Source organism: Streptomyces sp. NBC_01384 (genome assembly GCF_045040035.1).
Taxonomy (GTDB): domain Bacteria; phylum Actinomycetota; class Actinomycetes; order Streptomycetales; family Streptomycetaceae; genus Streptomyces.
This window is the reverse complement of record NZ_CP109559.1, coordinates 5,559,480-5,575,229: the sequence shown is the minus strand read 5'-3', so window position 1 is coordinate 5,575,229 and position 15,750 is coordinate 5,559,480. Positions and strand designations below refer to the sequence as shown.

The 15,750-nt window shown below is 69.0% G+C and carries 14 protein-coding genes and 2 pseudogenes; 8 read left to right on the top strand and 8 right to left on the bottom strand.

What is annotated here, in order from left to right:
* Positions 1-71 precede the first annotated feature (71 nt).
* The gene (locus tag OG747_RS25720) at positions 72-302 is read left to right on the top strand and encodes a hypothetical protein (protein WP_405881736.1); all 231 of its coding nucleotides are present in this window, start codon (positions 72-74) and stop codon (positions 300-302) included.
* Positions 303-519: 217 nt separating this feature from the next.
* On the opposite strand, the gene OG747_RS25715 is transcribed toward OG747_RS25720, so the two are convergent.
* Both OG747_RS25715 and OG747_RS25710 read right to left on the bottom strand, forming a co-directional pair.
* Positions 520-729, bottom strand: coding sequence for a hypothetical protein (locus OG747_RS25715; protein WP_405881735.1), 210 nt, complete (start codon positions 727-729; stop codon positions 520-522).
* A 356-nt stretch (positions 730-1,085) separates the two neighbouring features.
* A pseudogene (locus OG747_RS25710) lies at positions 1,086-1,253 on the bottom strand (DUF2000 family protein); the annotation flags it as partial.
* Between the two features lie 168 nt (positions 1,254-1,421).
* Here OG747_RS25710 and OG747_RS25705 point away from each other — a divergent pair.
* Entirely contained in the window at positions 1,422-1,580 is a 159-nt protein-coding gene (locus OG747_RS25705; protein ID WP_405881733.1) for a hypothetical protein, read from the top strand.
* A gap of 217 nt (positions 1,581-1,797) precedes the next feature.
* Here the strand turns inward: OG747_RS25705 and OG747_RS25700 are convergent, their stop codons facing one another.
* Both OG747_RS25700 and OG747_RS25695 read right to left on the bottom strand, forming a co-directional pair.
* Positions 1,798-2,100: a putative quinol monooxygenase gene (locus tag OG747_RS25700; protein ID WP_405881732.1), complete on the bottom strand. Its 303-nt coding sequence runs from the start codon at positions 2,098-2,100 to the stop codon at positions 1,798-1,800.
* A 332-nt stretch (positions 2,101-2,432) separates the two neighbouring features.
* Entirely contained in the window at positions 2,433-3,395 is a 963-nt protein-coding gene (locus OG747_RS25695; RefSeq protein WP_405881731.1) for a carbohydrate kinase, read from the bottom strand.
* A gap of 247 nt (positions 3,396-3,642) precedes the next feature.
* Here OG747_RS25695 and OG747_RS25690 point away from each other — a divergent pair, with 247 nt between their 5' ends.
* The 4 genes from OG747_RS25690 to OG747_RS25675 all read left to right on the top strand — a co-directional run bounded on the left by OG747_RS25690 (position 3,643) and on the right by OG747_RS25675 (position 7,714).
* On the top strand, positions 3,643-4,659 hold the full coding sequence (locus tag OG747_RS25690) for a sugar ABC transporter substrate-binding protein (RefSeq protein WP_405881730.1): 1,017 nt from the start codon (positions 3,643-3,645) through the stop codon (positions 4,657-4,659).
* Between the two features lie 128 nt (positions 4,660-4,787).
* Positions 4,788-5,783, top strand: coding sequence for an ABC transporter permease (locus OG747_RS25685; RefSeq protein WP_405881728.1), 996 nt, complete (start codon positions 4,788-4,790; stop codon positions 5,781-5,783).
* Entirely contained in the window at positions 5,780-6,616 is an 837-nt protein-coding gene (locus tag OG747_RS25680; RefSeq protein ID WP_101404508.1) for an ATP-binding cassette domain-containing protein, read from the top strand. The genes OG747_RS25685 and OG747_RS25680 overlap by 4 nt, the downstream gene beginning before the upstream one ends.
* 75 nt (positions 6,617-6,691) lie before the next feature.
* On the top strand, positions 6,692-7,714 hold the full coding sequence (locus OG747_RS25675) for a LacI family DNA-binding transcriptional regulator (RefSeq protein WP_389597215.1): 1,023 nt from the start codon (positions 6,692-6,694) through the stop codon (positions 7,712-7,714).
* Between the two features lie 82 nt (positions 7,715-7,796).
* On the opposite strand, the gene OG747_RS25670 is transcribed toward OG747_RS25675, so the two are convergent.
* The 4 genes and pseudogenes from OG747_RS25670 to OG747_RS25655 form a co-directional block, all read right to left on the bottom strand.
* Positions 7,797-10,544, bottom strand: a complete 2,748-nt coding sequence (locus OG747_RS25670; protein ID WP_405881727.1) for a hypothetical protein — start codon at positions 10,542-10,544, stop codon at positions 7,797-7,799.
* A 648-nt stretch (positions 10,545-11,192) separates the two neighbouring features.
* Positions 11,193-11,579 carry a VOC family protein gene (locus OG747_RS25665; protein ID WP_405885664.1) on the bottom strand — a complete coding sequence of 129 codons (387 nt, stop codon included), beginning with the start codon at positions 11,577-11,579 and terminating at the stop codon, positions 11,193-11,195.
* A gap of 120 nt (positions 11,580-11,699) precedes the next feature.
* Positions 11,700-12,164 (bottom strand): annotated as a pseudogene (locus tag OG747_RS25660) (site-specific integrase); the annotation flags it as partial.
* Positions 12,165-12,306: 142 nt separating this feature from the next.
* The gene (locus OG747_RS25655; RefSeq protein WP_405881725.1) at positions 12,307-13,239 is read right to left on the bottom strand and encodes a helix-turn-helix transcriptional regulator; all 933 of its coding nucleotides are present in this window, start codon (positions 13,237-13,239) and stop codon (positions 12,307-12,309) included.
* Between the two features lie 300 nt (positions 13,240-13,539).
* Here OG747_RS25655 and OG747_RS25650 point away from each other — a divergent pair, with 300 nt between their 5' ends.
* The gene (locus tag OG747_RS25650) at positions 13,540-14,604 is read left to right on the top strand and encodes a hypothetical protein (RefSeq protein WP_405881724.1); all 1,065 of its coding nucleotides are present in this window, start codon (positions 13,540-13,542) and stop codon (positions 14,602-14,604) included.
* 128 nt (positions 14,605-14,732) lie between these two features.
* Positions 14,733-15,158 (top strand): organic hydroperoxide resistance protein, encoded by a 426-nt coding sequence (locus OG747_RS25645; protein WP_405881722.1) that lies wholly within the window; start codon positions 14,733-14,735, stop codon positions 15,156-15,158.
* The last annotated feature ends 592 nt before the right edge of the window (positions 15,159-15,750 follow it).

Below are 15,750 nucleotides of genomic sequence, written 5' to 3'. Positions count from 1 at the left end.
CTTGCCCACCGGCAACGACGGCTCAAACCAGGCCAACTGACTGCTCGTCAGATCCCTACGCGCCAAAACGCTTGATCACCCCCCTGGGCGCCTCCGTACGCCCTCTCCACAGCCTGCCGAGCGAGTTGGCGGAGGTCTCCCTGGGCGTGGACGCCATACCGGTCCGCAGGTTCTCCCGCGGCCGCCGGACGAACGGTCCCGAGGTCGCCGCTGACCCCGACGCCGGCTGGTACGACGCCGACCATGTACTCCATGGCTGGGCCGTCCGAGGTCGCTCAACAGGGACCAACGACGACCAATGACGACCGCTCAACCGCAGACGAGACCCGCCCTGAACTGCGAAAACCCAGGCCACCAACATCCCCGGCAAGGCCCAGGGCAAGAAGAAGCAACCCCTAACGATCAAGCCCCCTACCAGCGAGGACCCGCGGGTAGGGGGCTTGTCGCTGTGGACGCCGATCGGCGGTCAGGCTGCCGGTATCAGCGATCCCGCGATGAGGAAGTCCCGCGATCTGACGATCAGAAGGAGACAGCGACGCCGACCTGGTGGTACTGGCCGACGGTGTCCAGGACCCCGTCCTTGACCGCGCCGAACTGAGCCACGAGGTCCGAGCTGCTGATCGCCGTGGGGCCGGCGGCGATGCCGACCTGCGGGCTCAGGCCGCCGGAGACGGTGTCGAGCTCGGCGTCAGAGATTTCAAGGGTCTGAACCTGGGGAGCGGAGTTCATGATGAAACTGCCCTTCGTATGGATGTTCCACAGGGGGGAGCGGCCAAGCCGGTGGGCCGCGACCGCAGGCGCGCGCCATCCGTTTCCGGACGTCTTGGCGCGATCCCGGCGGCGCGAAGGATCAAATCACGGAGCGTGCCCGGCATCCAGTCGGTCGCTGCTCCCAGCAAGGCAGTTGAAACAGTCGACTACTCATCCGTGCACGCATGCACACGAATCGAGGGCAGTTTCTCTACATGCAGCCCCGCACAGGAAACCGACAGCTATTGCCACGGCGGCTCCGACCAGGACAACTCCGCACCAACAGGACGCACCCGTGCCGCAGTTGCGCATTCGCTGTGCAGATTCAGTCACGTCTATATCCGCGCGTCTTTCAGCACCTTGTCCACCGCGTTCCGCGGCCCGTACACCGCCAGCCTCATCAGGTCCAGCTCCTCCGTCGGCACGGCCCGGACGGCGGCGCGGTTGTCGCGGTCGTTGCCGGTCGCGAAGAGGTCGGAGGTGAAGACGGCACGGGGCAGGGCAGGGCACGACTACGGATCAGAAGGTGCCCGTGCCCCACCCGCTGCCCAGTCCATCAGGGTCCGTGGTCCGCATACGGTGTGGCCCAGCACAAGGAGAGGGAAGCCGAGGATCGGCGAACCTGTACAGAGGTGAGCCCCATCCGTGCACGGGGCTTGACCCAAGGCCGGGTGCCCCCTGCCCCCTACCTGGACACAGCCACGGGGCCGCTGAGCAACAACGTGAGCCTCTACGCGACGACGGTCCCGCTGACCGAGGGCAAGCAGGTCGCCTTCGTCGGTCTCCCCAACATCGAGCGGATGCACATCTTCGCCGCCGCGATCAGCTGACCGCAGGCCCTGTCGTGCTCTGCCGCGCCGGCCAGGCGCGGCAGAGCACGACTGACCAGCAAAGCAGAGCGCGGCGGGCCGTTCCGCCACAACTGCTCCGGCACCTCCACGACCCGGTGGTACATGCACGCGTACAAACCCCGTCGACCCGGAGTTGGAACAGCAGTCCGATCTTTCTACGCTCCAGCTCCGGGTCGCCGCCGGTGTTCAGCGCCCGTTACGGATGCGTGGCCAGCGGATCGAGGAACGTCAGTACGGAGGCGTCCTCCTCGATCAGCGGGGTGAGGGCGGCGTTGAACGGGGCACCGTACGGGGCGTCCAGGTGTGTCTTGAAGGCGTCCTCGTCCCGGTAGACCTCGAAGATCCAGTATCCGCGCGGGTTTGCCGCCTTGGTGTAGACGTCGAAGGCCAGGTTGCCTTCCTCTTCCCGCACCTTCAGGGCGTAGTCCTGGATCAGGCGGGCAACCTCGTCCTCCGCTCCCTCTCGGGCGGTGAACTCGGCGAGCAGGGTCTTCTTCACGGTTTCGTGTCCTTGTCAGTGAGCGAAGTCGAGGTGCCAGGCGACGGCCTTGTCCAGATTCACCGAGCCGATCCCTCGCGTGCGGGCATGCCGGGTTACGCGTACAGGGCTCAGGATGTCTCCTTGTCCCCCGGCTATCCGCGCAGCGGTGACCGCGGCCCCGGCGCGGACGGACCGAAAGCCCCGGGCCGAGGCCGGCGTCCACGCCGCCGACCAGGGGTGTCATCGTCGACTTGTGTCATCGATGACATCGAGTGTCCGATTATGAAGCGCAATCCGGCCAGTGCGTCAACGGTTCGGGCGCGATTGCTCCGGTGCGGACCGACAGACCATCAGGCGTCGCCGACGGTCGCGAACTGCGCCAACTGGTTCGGCCACGGCGGGTTGGGGCCGGCAACCGCGCAGGTCAGGGCCGCGACCTGCGCGGCGAACAGGCAGGCTGCCTCGACATCGCCGAGACGCAGGTCCGTCAGCCTGCCGCCGAGGAGTCCGTGGGTGCCCAGGTGGTGCAGCAGTCCCGCGGTGAAAGAGTCACCTGCACCGACCGTGTCGACGACCGGCGTCGCCACCGCGGGCACCTGCACCCGCTCCCCGTCGAGTGAGGCCAGGGCGCCGTCGGCACCGCGTGTGATCACGACGAGCCGCGCACCGGCGGCATGCCAGATGTCGCACGCCTGCTCGGGCGGTGTTCCGGGCAGGAGGAGTTCCAGGTCGTCCTCGCTCAGCCGCAGTACATCCGCGAGGGCACACCAGTGCGCCAGCCGGGCGCGGTAGACCTCGGGGTGCACCAGGAGCGGGCGGACGTTGGGGTCGATGCTGATCGTGGCCCGAGGCGCGGCGGCAGCCAGGAAGTCCTCCAGCACGGCCGCTCCGGGCTCCTTGACCAGGGCCAGCGAGCCGGTGTGCGCACAGGCGGTGTCGGCCAGGTCAACGCCGGCCAGCTCCGCACTGGTCCACTGCCAGTCGGCGGTGGCCTGCGCATGGAAGGAGAACGCAGCCTGACCCTCGGCGTCCAGTTCGGCAACAGCCAGCGTGCTGGGCTCGGCGGCCGCGACGGCGTACGACAGGTCCACGCCGGACGCCTCGAGATGGGCCCGGAACAGGCGGCCGAACACATCGCCGGACAGGCGTGCCAGGAAGCGGGCCGGGGTACCCAGCCTGGCCAGGGCCACCGCCGTGTTCGCAGGTCCGCCACCGGGCAGCACCCGCAGGGCGAGCTCATCCGGGACACTTGCGGGTTCGGTGAAGGCGTCCGCGACGCACTCCCCCAGGACGGTGATCTGGCGCGGGCTCATGGGCTGCTCTTCTCTCGGAATGCGCGGACAGAAACAAGCACGTCCCGGGCAGCCGGTGGACGGCTTCGGGCGGGCGACGGCCGCGGGCGTTGCCGATTTGTGACGGGTGCAAGGCATTGACGTTGCCGGGGAACGGAGTCCATCATCCTCGCCAAGCAGTGTCAACGATGACATAAGTCAACGATGACACCGAGGGACGGCATGCCCCGATGCCGGCCGTTCGCCCGCAATCCCGCAGGAGTCGTTCATGTCACGCATCTCTCGTCTGCCCTCCCCCTTGCTCAGAGCCGCTGCCTGCACGGGTGTCGCAGCCCTCGCCCTGACCGCCTGTGGATCCGGATCGGGATCGGGCACCGCGAGCACCGGATCGGGCAGCGTCAAGGTCGGTCTGATCACCAAGACCGACACCAACCCGTTCTTCGTGAAGATGAAGGAGGGCGCGGAGAAGGCCGCCAAGGAGAACGGCGCCCAACTGTCCACCGCGGCAGGCAGGTTCGACGGGGACAACGCAGGTCAGGTCACGGCCATCGAGAACATGGTCGCCGCCGGCGTGAAGGGCATCCTGATCACCCCGAGCGACTCCAAGGCGATCGTGCCCGCGATCCAGAAAGCCCGCGCCAAGGGTGTCCTGGTCATCGCCCTGGACACCCCGACCGAGCCGGAGAGCGCGGTCGACGCCCTCTTCGCCACCGACAACCTCAAGGCCGGCCAGCTGATCGGCGAGTACGCCAAGGCCGCCATGAAGGGCAAGACGGCGAAGATAGCCGCCCTCGACCTCGCGCCGGGTGTCTCCGTCGGCGTCCAGCGGCACAACGGATTCCTGAAGGGCTTCGGCGCCACCGACAAGGACGTCGTGTGCGCCCAGGACACGGGTGGCGACCAGGCCAAGGGCCAGACCGCGATGGAGAACTGCCTGCAGAAGGCGCCCGGCATCAACGTCGTCTACACCATCAACGAACCGGCGGCCCTGGGTGCGTACACCGCGCTGAAGGCCAAGGGCCGGGAGAAGGACGTCCTGATCGTCTCGGTCGACGGCGGCTGCACCGGCACCCAGGCCGTCAAGGACGGCAAGATCGCCGCGACTTCGCAGCAGTACCCGCTGAAGATGGCCGCCGAGGGCGTCAAGGCCGTCGTGACGTACGCCAAGGACGGCAAGAAAGCGTCCGGTTACACCGACACCGGCGTCACGCTGATCACCGACAAGGCGCAGGGCGGGGTCACGTCGAAGGACACCGCCTACGGCCTGGACAACTGCTGGGGCTGAGCCGCTCACCCGCCCCTGGCCGCCATTTCCAAACCCCTCAGCGGGGCGGCCGGCCCCACCTCCCCGACCGGGGACGGCCGCCCCCTTGTCCTCCCACCGGGACTTCTGTCTTCCGACAAGGACTTCGCATGACAGCCACGACCACGCCGTACGCCGAGCTCAAAGCGCCGACCACGGCCCGCAGACTGCTCACGGCACCGACCACCGGCCCTCTGGTCGCCCTCCTTCTCGCCTGCGCCTTCTTCGCCCTCTCGACCGACCAGTTCCTCACCGGCGGCAACTTCTCGCTGATCGTGCAGCAGGTGATGGTCGTCGGCACCCTCGCCATCGGACAGACCCTGATCATCCTCACCGCGGGCATCGACCTGTCCTGCGGAGCCGTGATGGCATTCGGCAGCATCGTGATCGCCAAGATGGCCGCCGAGGGCTCCCTGCCGCCGCTCGTCGCCATCGCGCTGGGCATAGCGGTCTGCGCGGGCTTCGGGCTGCTCAACGGGCTGCTGGTGCAGAAGATCCCGCTGCCGCCGTTCATCGTCACCCTCGGCATGCTCAACGTGGCGTTCGCGCTGACCCACATCTACTCCGAGGAGCAGACGGTCACCAACCTGCCCGGCCCGCTGACGGCCCTCGGGCAGACCTTCCCGCTCGGCCACACCGACATCACCTACGGCTCCCTGGTCACCATCGCCCTGTTCCTCCTGCTCGCCTACGCGCTGAGCAGCACCGGCTGGGGCCGGCACGTCTACGCCCTGGGCAACAGCCAGGAAGCGGCGCGGCTGAACGGTATCCGCACCTCCCGGCTGACGATCGGCATCTACACCGTGGCGGGTCTGCTGTACGGGATCGCCGCCCTGCTGCTCATCTCCCGCACCGGAGTCGGCGACCCCCAGGCGGGACAGACCGACAACCTCGACAGCATCACCGCCGTGGTCCTCGGCGGCACCAGCCTCTTCGGCGGACGCGGATCGGTCCTGGGCACCTTCATCGGCGTTCTCATCGTCGGCGTCTTCCGCAACGGCCTCCAACTGATGGGCGTCGCCTCCATCTACCAGACCCTGATCACCGGTGTTCTGGTGATCCTCGCGGTGACCGTCGACCAGCTCTCCCGGAAGAAGGCCCAATGACCGCCACCACTTCCCCCACGCCCGTTCTGCAGGCCCGTGGTCTGGTCAAGCGCTACGGCCACGTCACCGCCATCGACGGCGCCGACTTCGACCTGCTCCCCGGCGAGGTCCTCGCCGTCATCGGCGACAACGGCGCCGGCAAAACCAGCCTGATCAAGGCCCTCACCGGCGCGGTGGTCCCCGACGCCGGCGAGATACGCCTCAACGGGGAGCCCATCACCTTCTCCGGCCCGCAAAGTGCCCGCGCCCACGGCATCGAGACGGTCTATCAGGACCTCGCCGTGGCGGCCTCCATGGATATCGCCTCGAACATGTTCCTCGGGCGTGAGCTCCGCCGTCCCGGCGTGCTCGGCAGTGTCTTCCGCATGCTGGACAAGAAGCGGATGCGGCAGGAGGCCGCCGAGCACATGGCCGACCTGAAGATCGGCCTGCGCTCGCTGACGCAGTCGGTGGAGACGCTCTCCGGCGGACAGCGGCAGGCCGTTGCGGTCGCCCGTTCCGTCGCCTGGGCCCGCAGCGTCGTCGTCATGGACGAGCCCACCGCAGCCCTCGGCGTCAAGGAGTCCGGTCAGGTCCTGGACCTCATCCGCCGCGTTCGCGACAAGGGCATGCCGGTCGTTCTGATCAGCCACAACATGCCCCACGTCTTCGAGATCGCCGACCGGATCCACGTCCACCGGCTGGGCCGACGCGCTGCCGTGATCAAGCCGTCCGACTACTCCATGGCCGAGGTCGTCGCCATCATGACCGGCGCGCTCAGCATCGACGAGGCCGGAGATACTGTCGTAGCGGATTCCAAGGCCGCGAAGGCCGCCGGAGTCCAGGCCACCTGACAGCACAACCCAGCTCTCGCAGTTTCCGGCCGAGGCCGCGGCCGGAACCGAGAGCTCTCAGGAGACGGTTTCTCCATGGCAGCGAACCGCCGCCCCACCCTGGCCGACGTCGCCCGCGAAGTCGGCGTCAGCGCCAAGACGGTCTCCCGAGTCCTCAACGAGGACGGACCCGCCTCCGCGCAGACCAGGGAACAGGTACTGGCCGCAGTGGCCAAGCTCGGCTTCCAGCCGAACCTGATGGCCCGCAACATCCGCGTCGGCGGCCCGGACACCACCATCGGCCTGGTCATTCCCGACCTCGCCAACCCCTTCTTCGGAGCCGTGGCCCGCGCCATTGAGGACACCGTCCGCGACCGCGGACTGACCCTGCTCATGGGCTCCTCCGCGGACGACCCCGATCGCGAACGCGCCCTGACGGACAAGTTCCTCGCCCGGCGAGTCAGCATCCTGATCGTCGTTCCGTCCGTCGGCGCCGACCACTCCCACCTCAAGTCCCACCGCACGGCGGGACTGCCCGTCGTCTTCCTCGACCGCCCCGGAGCCGGCCTCGCCACGGACAGCATCGTCAGCTCCAACCGCGCCGGAGCCCACGACGGCGTCGCCCACCTCATCGCCCACGGCCACCGGCGCATCAGCTTCGTCGGCGACCTGCCCCCGAAGCTGTACACCCGCCGTGAACGTCTGGCCGGCTACCGCTCCGCGCTGCAGGAAGCCGACATCCCCTACGACCGCTCACTCGTCACCAACGCCCACGACCAGCAGGGCGCCGAGGCCGCGACCGCCCAACTCCTCGGCCTGGCCGATCCCCCCACTGCCCTGTTCGCCGGCAACAACATCATGGCGCTGGGCATCGTCGCCGAACTGGCCCGCAGCAAGCGCAAGGATGTCGCCGTCGTCGCCTTCGACGACGTATCGCTGGCCGAGGCACTCGAACCGGCCCTGACCGTCGTCGCCCAGGACGCGGAAGAACTCGGCAGAACAGCGGCGACCATGGCGCTGGCACGACTCGACGGCGACCGCTCCCGCGCCCGCACCATCACCGTTCCCACACGACTGATCGTCCGAGGCTCGGGGGAGCAACCCGTGCCCAAGCCATAGGCGGCTTACCCTGTCGGACGACCAGCAGGGACCACGCTCTCGCTCACGGGTGCCCCATAGAAAGCCAAGGTCACCAGAGGGGTCAGGGGACGTTGTGCGTGGTGTTGCTGGCCCACAGGGCGCCGCCCTTGCCGACGCCGCCAGTGCGTTTGTAAACGACGAGGTTGCCGTCGTCCTGCATCACCGCGTACGCAGCGGAGTTGCCGTAGGTTCTGGTGGACCACAGGGTGCCGCCCTTACCGGGGCCGCCGCTGCTTGCGTAGACGACGAGGTTCCCATCGGTCTGCATGATCGCGTACGCCCCCGGGTGTCCGGAGGTCTTGCTGGACCAGATGGCGGCGCCGTCGCGCTTGCGGCACATCACCAGGTTGCCGTCGGTCTGCATCACCAGCTGGGTGTATCGGCTCTGTGTCCACCATCCGGCCTTCATGGTCTGGCCGGAGGCGATGGTCTGGGAGCGTGCGTACGAGCCGCTGGACCACAGGACACCGCCGGGGGCGGCGCTGCCGGCCCGGTAGACGACGAGGTTTCCGTCGTCCTGCAGGGCCGTGTGCGCGCCGGGGTTGCCGTAGGTCTTGGTGGACCACAGGGCGCCGCCCTTACCGGGGCCGCCGGTGCTCGTGTAAATGACGAGGTTGCCGTCGGTCTGCATGATCGCGTACGCGCCGGGGTGTCCGGAGGTCCTGCTGGACCAGATGGCCTGGCCGGTGCCACTGCCGCCTGTCTTGAGATAGGCGACGAGGTTGCCGTCCGTCTGCATCACCAGCGTCACGCTGCTGCTGCTCAGATGGTGTCCCGGCGGGAGCACCTGTCCGGACAGCATGGCGGTGCCAGCGGCCGGCGCGGGGGCGGATGCGGGAATCTGCGGGTCGACGACGTGGATGTTCTCGTGCGCGTCGAGGTACGCGATCCCGCCGTGGTACTTGTCCACCGCCCAGGTCACGCGGCGGTCGTCGGTAAGGGGCCCGGCCGGAAGATCGGCTAGGTCGCTGGTGACCGCGGTGTCGGTGTGGACGTCAGTGAGCACCAGTTTTCCGGCAGCCTCGTCGTGTTCAACGAGATAGCCGTCGCCGAGCTGGGCGAGCTCTGCGGAAGGCAAGGGGATGTCCTTGCCTGTGGTCAGGTCCCACACACCGGCCGGTGCGTTGTTCCCGCAGGACCAGTAGACCCACCGGCTGGCCGCGGCCTGCAGTTCGCTTGGCACGCACGGGGCACCGGTGGCGACGGTCTGTACGGTCTTCTGCGTGGTGAGGTCGACCTGGCTGATGGTGCCCGCAGTCGGGCTGGCCTCCCACAGCGTGGAGCCCGACAGCGCCGCCCCGGTGACCGGGCGGGTGAACAGTACCCGGCCGAGGTTGGCCGAATCGGTGTCGCCGATGTACTGCTTGTGCGTGGAACCGCCGTCGTAGACCACATAGCGACCGTCGGCGTCGACGAGCGTGCCGCCGGTCGCGGGAGGTTCGATGAAGTAGCCGGTCTCGCCTTGCTGAACGGTGATCTTGTCGCCTCCGGAGCCGGGCCACAGCTGCGAGATGCGGCCGTCACCGGTACTGATCGGTGCGCAGGTGGCCGCTGCGTCGCAGTAGCTGGGTGCCCAGGTCTGGCCGAACGTCGTGTGGGCACCGTAGGAGGGCGTGGTGCCCAGCGTGATGGTGCGGGTGAAACCGTTCACGGCGGGCGTGCTGCTGCGTTCGACGGTGAACAGAGTGCCGCCGGCGAGCGAGAGTCCGTCGATCGGTGATGGCGTCGCCGGGTCGGAGTCCACTGCGGTCACGGTGGGGGTGCCATCGGGGCCGGGGGTCACCCTGCGTGCTGCCCAGTCGGTGACCGACGTCCCGCCGGTGACCAGAACGCCGCCCGGTCCCGTGCGGATCTGGTCCGGGCTGGCGTGGGGGAGGAGGGTGAGCGTGTCGCCGCTGGTCAGGGGTGTGGCGGTCAACGGTCCGCCTAGGTCGTAGGTTGGGGTGCTGGTGCTGGAGGGGCTGTGGATCGCTATGAGCCAGTCGCCTGCGATGTCGAATCCGGTGGCCACCATGCCGGCGACAGCGGGCACGGTGACGGTCGTCTGCGGGTCGCCTGGGGAGGACCGCGGTACCAGGTGGATGGCCGAGGTGTCCTGCTGGGAGTACCAGGCGATGTATTTGTCCGTCAGGAGGACGGAGACGTTTGCCTCGGGCACGGTGCCGGATATCGGAGTTATCTGGCCGGTGTTGAGGTCTACCAGGGCGAGCCGTCCGCCCGTGGTGTCGCTGTAGTGCACGACCGTCGAGTCGGCGTCGCCCGCTCCCGTGCCGCCGGTGATGGTCGCGTCTGCGGGCCAACCCGTCATCTGGGTGTCCGTGACCTGGCCGCCGGCCGACGTGAGGATGTGCAGTGAGGCGAACCGCTGGCCCGAGGCCCCTGGCACCATCGTCACAACGTGCGATCCGTACGTGCCCATGTAATGCTGACCGGCCGGGATGGGGATGCTCGTCGTGGTATCGGCGTCCATGTCGTGGAGTTCGATACCAGTCGTGTCCACGGTAGCCACGACATCCGCGCCGGCGCCGGGGTGTGTGGCGAGAGTCCCCTTTACGGGGATGTCCGGGCCGCCCTGGTAAGCAGTCCAGACCGCCCCGGGGTTGCTGCCGCTCTGCTGGTGCAGGAACCCGCCGGGACCAGCGAAGTTCAATACGTCAAGGCTCGGAAGGTAGTCCAGAGCAGCGGGAATGACGGTCTCGGTGGGGCTGGCGGCCTCGGCGGCCGGTGCATCGATCGCGGCGAGGCCTGAGACCAGGGTGAATGATGCGGCTACGGCGATCGAGCCGCGTACGAGGGCGCGATGGGCCACCCGTTCCTCCTAATGAAGGTGAGAAGACATGGGTGGGACGCGACAGACGGCGCCTCGCCATCCCGGTGGTGCTGTTGGAAGCCCCCGGCACGCTGTACCCCCATGCAAACGGTGAGGCTAGCCCGGTCTCGCGAGGATGGGGAAGCTGCAGCAGGCCAGACTTGCCGAGTTCACAACTTCGAACCACCCTCATGCGCACGTCTCAAGGCTTGAGTTGACGTGGAACGAGAGGCGTCTACCCGGGAAAGGCCGACGTCGCGTCTGTCGGCAAACGATCGCCCATCCAGCGACTGAAGGCACCCGCGGCACATCGATGGGAGGGACGCACTTGGTCGGTGTGGCCAGCCCCCTGGGTGACGCGCCGTCAGTTGGCGGAGGGCGACGGAGTGTGGCTCGCTGAGGAACGCTCGATGGCGTTCGACCCGTCGTATCCGGTGCCGTATCTGGCGTCGCTTCCGTATACGCGCTTTGATACGACGCCCTGTACCAGGACGGAGGTGCAGACCAGGAGCCCTGCGAGCCACCGGCCGGCGAGCGTATATCGATGCACCAATGCATCCCGATCTAGCTAGTGGAGTTGTGGTCCGAACGGTGCCCTGGGCACACGGTCGCCGAGGCGCCTCCGGCTCCCGGCACCGCTCCGGGGTATCAGTCCTCGCCGCTGCCGTACGGCCTGGTCAGAATCTCCAGGTTGTGTCCGTTGGGGTCGTCGAAGTACGCCCCGCGGCCGCCATCGTTGTGGTTGATCTCGCCGGGGTGGTGGTGATGCGGGTCCGCCCAGTAGGTCAGGCCCGCCTCGCGGACACGGGCGAAGATCGCGTCGAAGTCGTCCTCGGAGACGAGGAACGCATAGTGCTGTGGGCTGATCGACTCGTCCGTGTCCATGTAGTCCAGCGTCACGCCGTTCGGTATCTGTACCGGGACGAACGGACCGTACTCCGGTGCCACCTCCAAACCCAGCAGATCCGCGAGGAACCGTGCGGACGCCATCTTGTCGTGCGCGGCGACGATCGTGTGGTTGAGTTCGACTGCCATCAGTCGGCCTCCTTCCCCCTGGGTGCCAGAACCACTTTCCACGCTAGCAACCGCCCGGGCCGGCGCCATCCGTCTCTGGTCCCGTCCAGCTCCGACCTGCGACCGAGACCGAGAACCAGGGGTGTCGGTCCACCGCTGACCGCACGTCTCACCGCGTCGCAGGCCGCGGAACGCGATCAGGTGGAACAGCGCGTAGAGGCGGTCCCCCGCGACATGGTCGAGGAAGAGTCCGGTGTGCTCCGGCGTCCAGACCATCACCGGCGAGGGCTTCTCGCCGGTGCGCTTCCAGTGGAGGAGGCGCTCCTCGGTCCACACAAGCGCCTTGGGCCGTTTACCCGCCTCCAACTCGACGTGGGCAGCCGGGTTGAGGGTGATCAGCTGCTGCGCGATCGCGGCGTTCAGTGCCGCCCGTAGAGTGGAACGGACGCGCTGGCGCGTGGCCGGACCGACGATGCGGCGGTAGGGCTCCATCTCGGCGACGGCCGCCTTCATCGCCTTGCGCCGCGCGGCGTTGCCCTCGGCGATCTCGACGTTGGCCTCGGCGATGGCCTCGAACATCTCCGACAAGTGGGCGACCCGAATCCGGCCGGGTCCGGTCGGCGGCGGTCAGCCCCGTCTTGTAAGCGGCCCGCTCCCCCGGCTCACGCTCGGTCGGGCGGTCGAGCGGTCGAGCGGTCGAGCGGTCGAGCGGTCGAGCTGTCATCGGAGCGCACTCCCCGGACCCGGCCTAGCGCCGGCTGTCCGCCCCGTCCCGTGGGGATCCCGGAGCCTCGGTGCGCCCCGCCCGCCGCACGGTCGGAACACCGGTCGGAACACCGGCCTGGGCGAGAAGGCTCAGCGCTGCCGCTGACGCGGTCCCGGCGTCGGCGGTCGCCACGACTATGCGCTGGCCCTCCTCCTGCGGGACGTTCAGGGTCTGGAGGTTGAGCTGCATGCGGCCTACCAGCGGATGGTGCATGCGGTACGTCGCCAGGTCCCACTTCCTGACCCGGTGCTCGGACCACATCATGGCGAACTCCGCGCTCTTCATGGCCAGTTCACCGATCAGCGCGGCCAGCCGAGGATCGTCCGGATGCTGCCCGGCGGCGAGCCGCAGCTTCCCCACCACGTCCCTGGCCTTCTTCGGCCAGTCCACGTACAGGTCCCGGGTGTGCGCGTCCAGGAAGACCAGCCGAGCCGTGTTCGGGCGCTGGTCGGGCTGATCGGGGATGTGCGGGTCCAGATGCCCGGCGAACAGTGCGTGTCCCGTACGGTTCCAGGCCAGTACGTCGCTGCGGCGCCCGAGCACGACCGCGGGTGCGTCGCCGAACGCGCCGAGCAACTGCTGGGTCGTGTCACCCGCCCGCTCCGGCGCGGGCCTGCGCCGGGTGCCGGTGCGGCGCGAGGCGCGGGCCAGGTCGTGCAGATGGGCCCGCTCCACCTCGTCCAACCCGAGGGCACGGGCCAGCGCGTCCAGCACCTCCGGTGACGCGTTGAGCGAGAGCCCCTGCTCCAGCCGCGTGTAGTAGGACAGGCCCACCCCGGCGAGCTGGGCCAGCTCGTCACGGCGCAGACCCGGCACACGACGGCGCTCCCCGAAATCCCGGAGTCCCACGTCCGCCGGCTGCAACTGCGACCGGCGCATCTTGAGGAACTCCCCCAACCGCGGCTTCTTGTCCATGCGCCGAGTATCGAGCACCGGGACGCCAGGCAGCCTGCCCCTGGCAAGGGCAGGCTGCGAGCAGCCGACGCCAGCACACTCGGAGCCCACGAGCAGGAGCAGGGCCGCCCCCGCAACGGAACACGGGCGGGGGCCGACCGGCGTCGCCGGCCCGGAACCCGGTACGGCGACTTCGCCGTCCACGCGGTCCCGGCTTCGGCTCGGCCCGACTCACTTGGCCACGGCATCCCCGCCCACCACGTCCCGCACGCGATGTCCGGCGCACCGGCCGGACCGCGTCTTCGGAAGGAAGCACGACCCATGAGGCTGAAGCATTCCGCGATCGCCGTGGTCCTCACCGCCATGACGGCCCTCGGCACCGCGCTGACCAGCACCACCGCCGCCCACGCCACGCCCGGCCGACACGCCACCTCGTCCGCCCACAGCCCTTCCCGTCCGGCGGTGCCCGTCGTCGAGGCCAGGGGTCCGGGGGTCTTCCCTCATTCCGTGGACTACGACCCGGATTCCCGGACGTTCGTGGTGGGTTCGCTGGCGCACAGCACCATCTCCTCTGTCGGCCAGGACGGGACGGTGCGTACCCTCGTCGACGACAAGGATCTGGTGTCCGTGCAGGCCGTCCGGGTGGACTCCAAGCGGAACCGGATCCTGGCCACCAACGTGGATTACGGACTCGCCGACCGCTCCGCGCCTGCCACCAGGTTCCGGGTCGCGGGTGTCGCGAGCTACGACGCCGACAGCGGACGCCGGGAGTGGTACGCCGACCTGAGCAAGGTCGCGGGCGACGGCAAGCAGCATCTGGTGTCCGACGTGACGATCGCTCCGGACGGCACGGCGTACGCCGTCGACGAGCTGACCCCGACGATCTTCCGCATCGACCGCGACGGGCGGGCCTCCGTCCTCCTGCGCGACGACCTGCTGGCCGGGAAGCTGGATATCCCGGACTTCCTGAACGACGTGGGCATGAGCGCCGTCGCATGGATGCCCGGGAACATCCTGATCGTCGCGATGGCCGACGGCAGCCTGGTGCGGGTGCCGGTCCACCACCCCGAACAGGCCGCCAAGGTCCGGCTCTTCACCGGCCTCAAGACCATCACCGCGGGCATCCGGGTCCTGCCGGACGGGTCGATCGCCGCGATCAGCAGCGGACTGCTCAGCGGGCAGGCCGCCGTCGTGCAGCGGGTGCGCCCCGGCCATCACTGGAAGTCCGCCACCGTCACGGTCACCGACACCGTCGCCGACCCGGTCAGCAGCGCCGTCACGGCCGGCCCGCGGGGCACGACCTACGCGCTCAGCGGCGGCCTGGCCGCCCTGCTGGCCGGCGGACCGAACGACGGCTTCACACTGCGCCCGGTGAACGTGCGCTGACCGCACTACCGGTCGGGCCCGCCGAGCCGGCACCTCTCTCCCCATGCCGGTTCCGAAGAAACACCGGCCCGAGCGTCCGCACCACACCTGCCCACCACCATCCGTGGCACCCACGAAAGGGAAACAACATGTCTGCGCTGTACACCACCGAGGCCCTGTCGACCGGTGACGGTCGTAACGGCGAAGTCCGGTCCCTCGACGGCGCCCTGGACGAAGTCCTGGCGGTCCCGAAGGAGATGGGCGGCCCCGGCGGCGACAGGACCAACCCGGAGCAGCTCTTCGCCGCCGGATACGCCGCCTGCTTCCACAACGGACTCCGCCTGATCGCGGGCGGGCAGGGGGTCGAACTGCTGACCTCGACCGTGCAGTCGAAGGTGAGCCTGCTCGCGCTGGAGACCGGCGGTTTCACCCTGGCCGTGTCACTGACCGCGCACCTGCCGGGCCTGGAGCAGTCCACCGCCGACCAGTTGATGCAGGCCACACATGAAGTGTGCCCGTACTCCAACGCCACCCGGGGGAACATCGAGGTGACCCTCACGGCCACAGTCCAGTAGGGGACTTCGGACGGCTGACGCCCCCGAAGAGACTCAGCGGCTGCCGCTGCCGCATGGTGGCGGCAGCCGTGCCCACCAGTCCCGTTGGCCGCCGCAGCCGGGGTCCGTTCGGCCTGCGGGACTCCCCCCGTCGGGGCACCGCCATGGTCCTGGCGGGCATGATCCTTGTCCCGTGGGGCGTCTTCGGTCGCTGGTGGCTTGCGCGGAGCCGGTACAGGCCGATGGAGTGGGGCCTGCGCCGCGTGACCTGGTGGAACGTGGTGCAGCTGCGCCGCCCGCGTCCGTGACACCGGGGCCGACGGTCAGGGCGAGGGTCCTGTCCGCTCCCTGATGGCAGGACCAACGGGAGGAGACCGTGCGCGGGACACCGCGCGTGCCGAACCCTTACCGCGCACGGCAGAACGTCCCCCACAGATCGGGCCGCCCGGCAACCCCGGCACTTCAATCTCCTTGCCGCGCCCCTGGCGCGGGCGCGGTGTTCAAGGGCGGTGGCGACTCGGTCGGAGAGGGCGACCCAGTTCCGGCTCGTCTTGGTCTTGGGGGTGGTCAGCACGAGGTGGTTGTTGTCGACCGCGGAGAGGGTGCAGCGGAT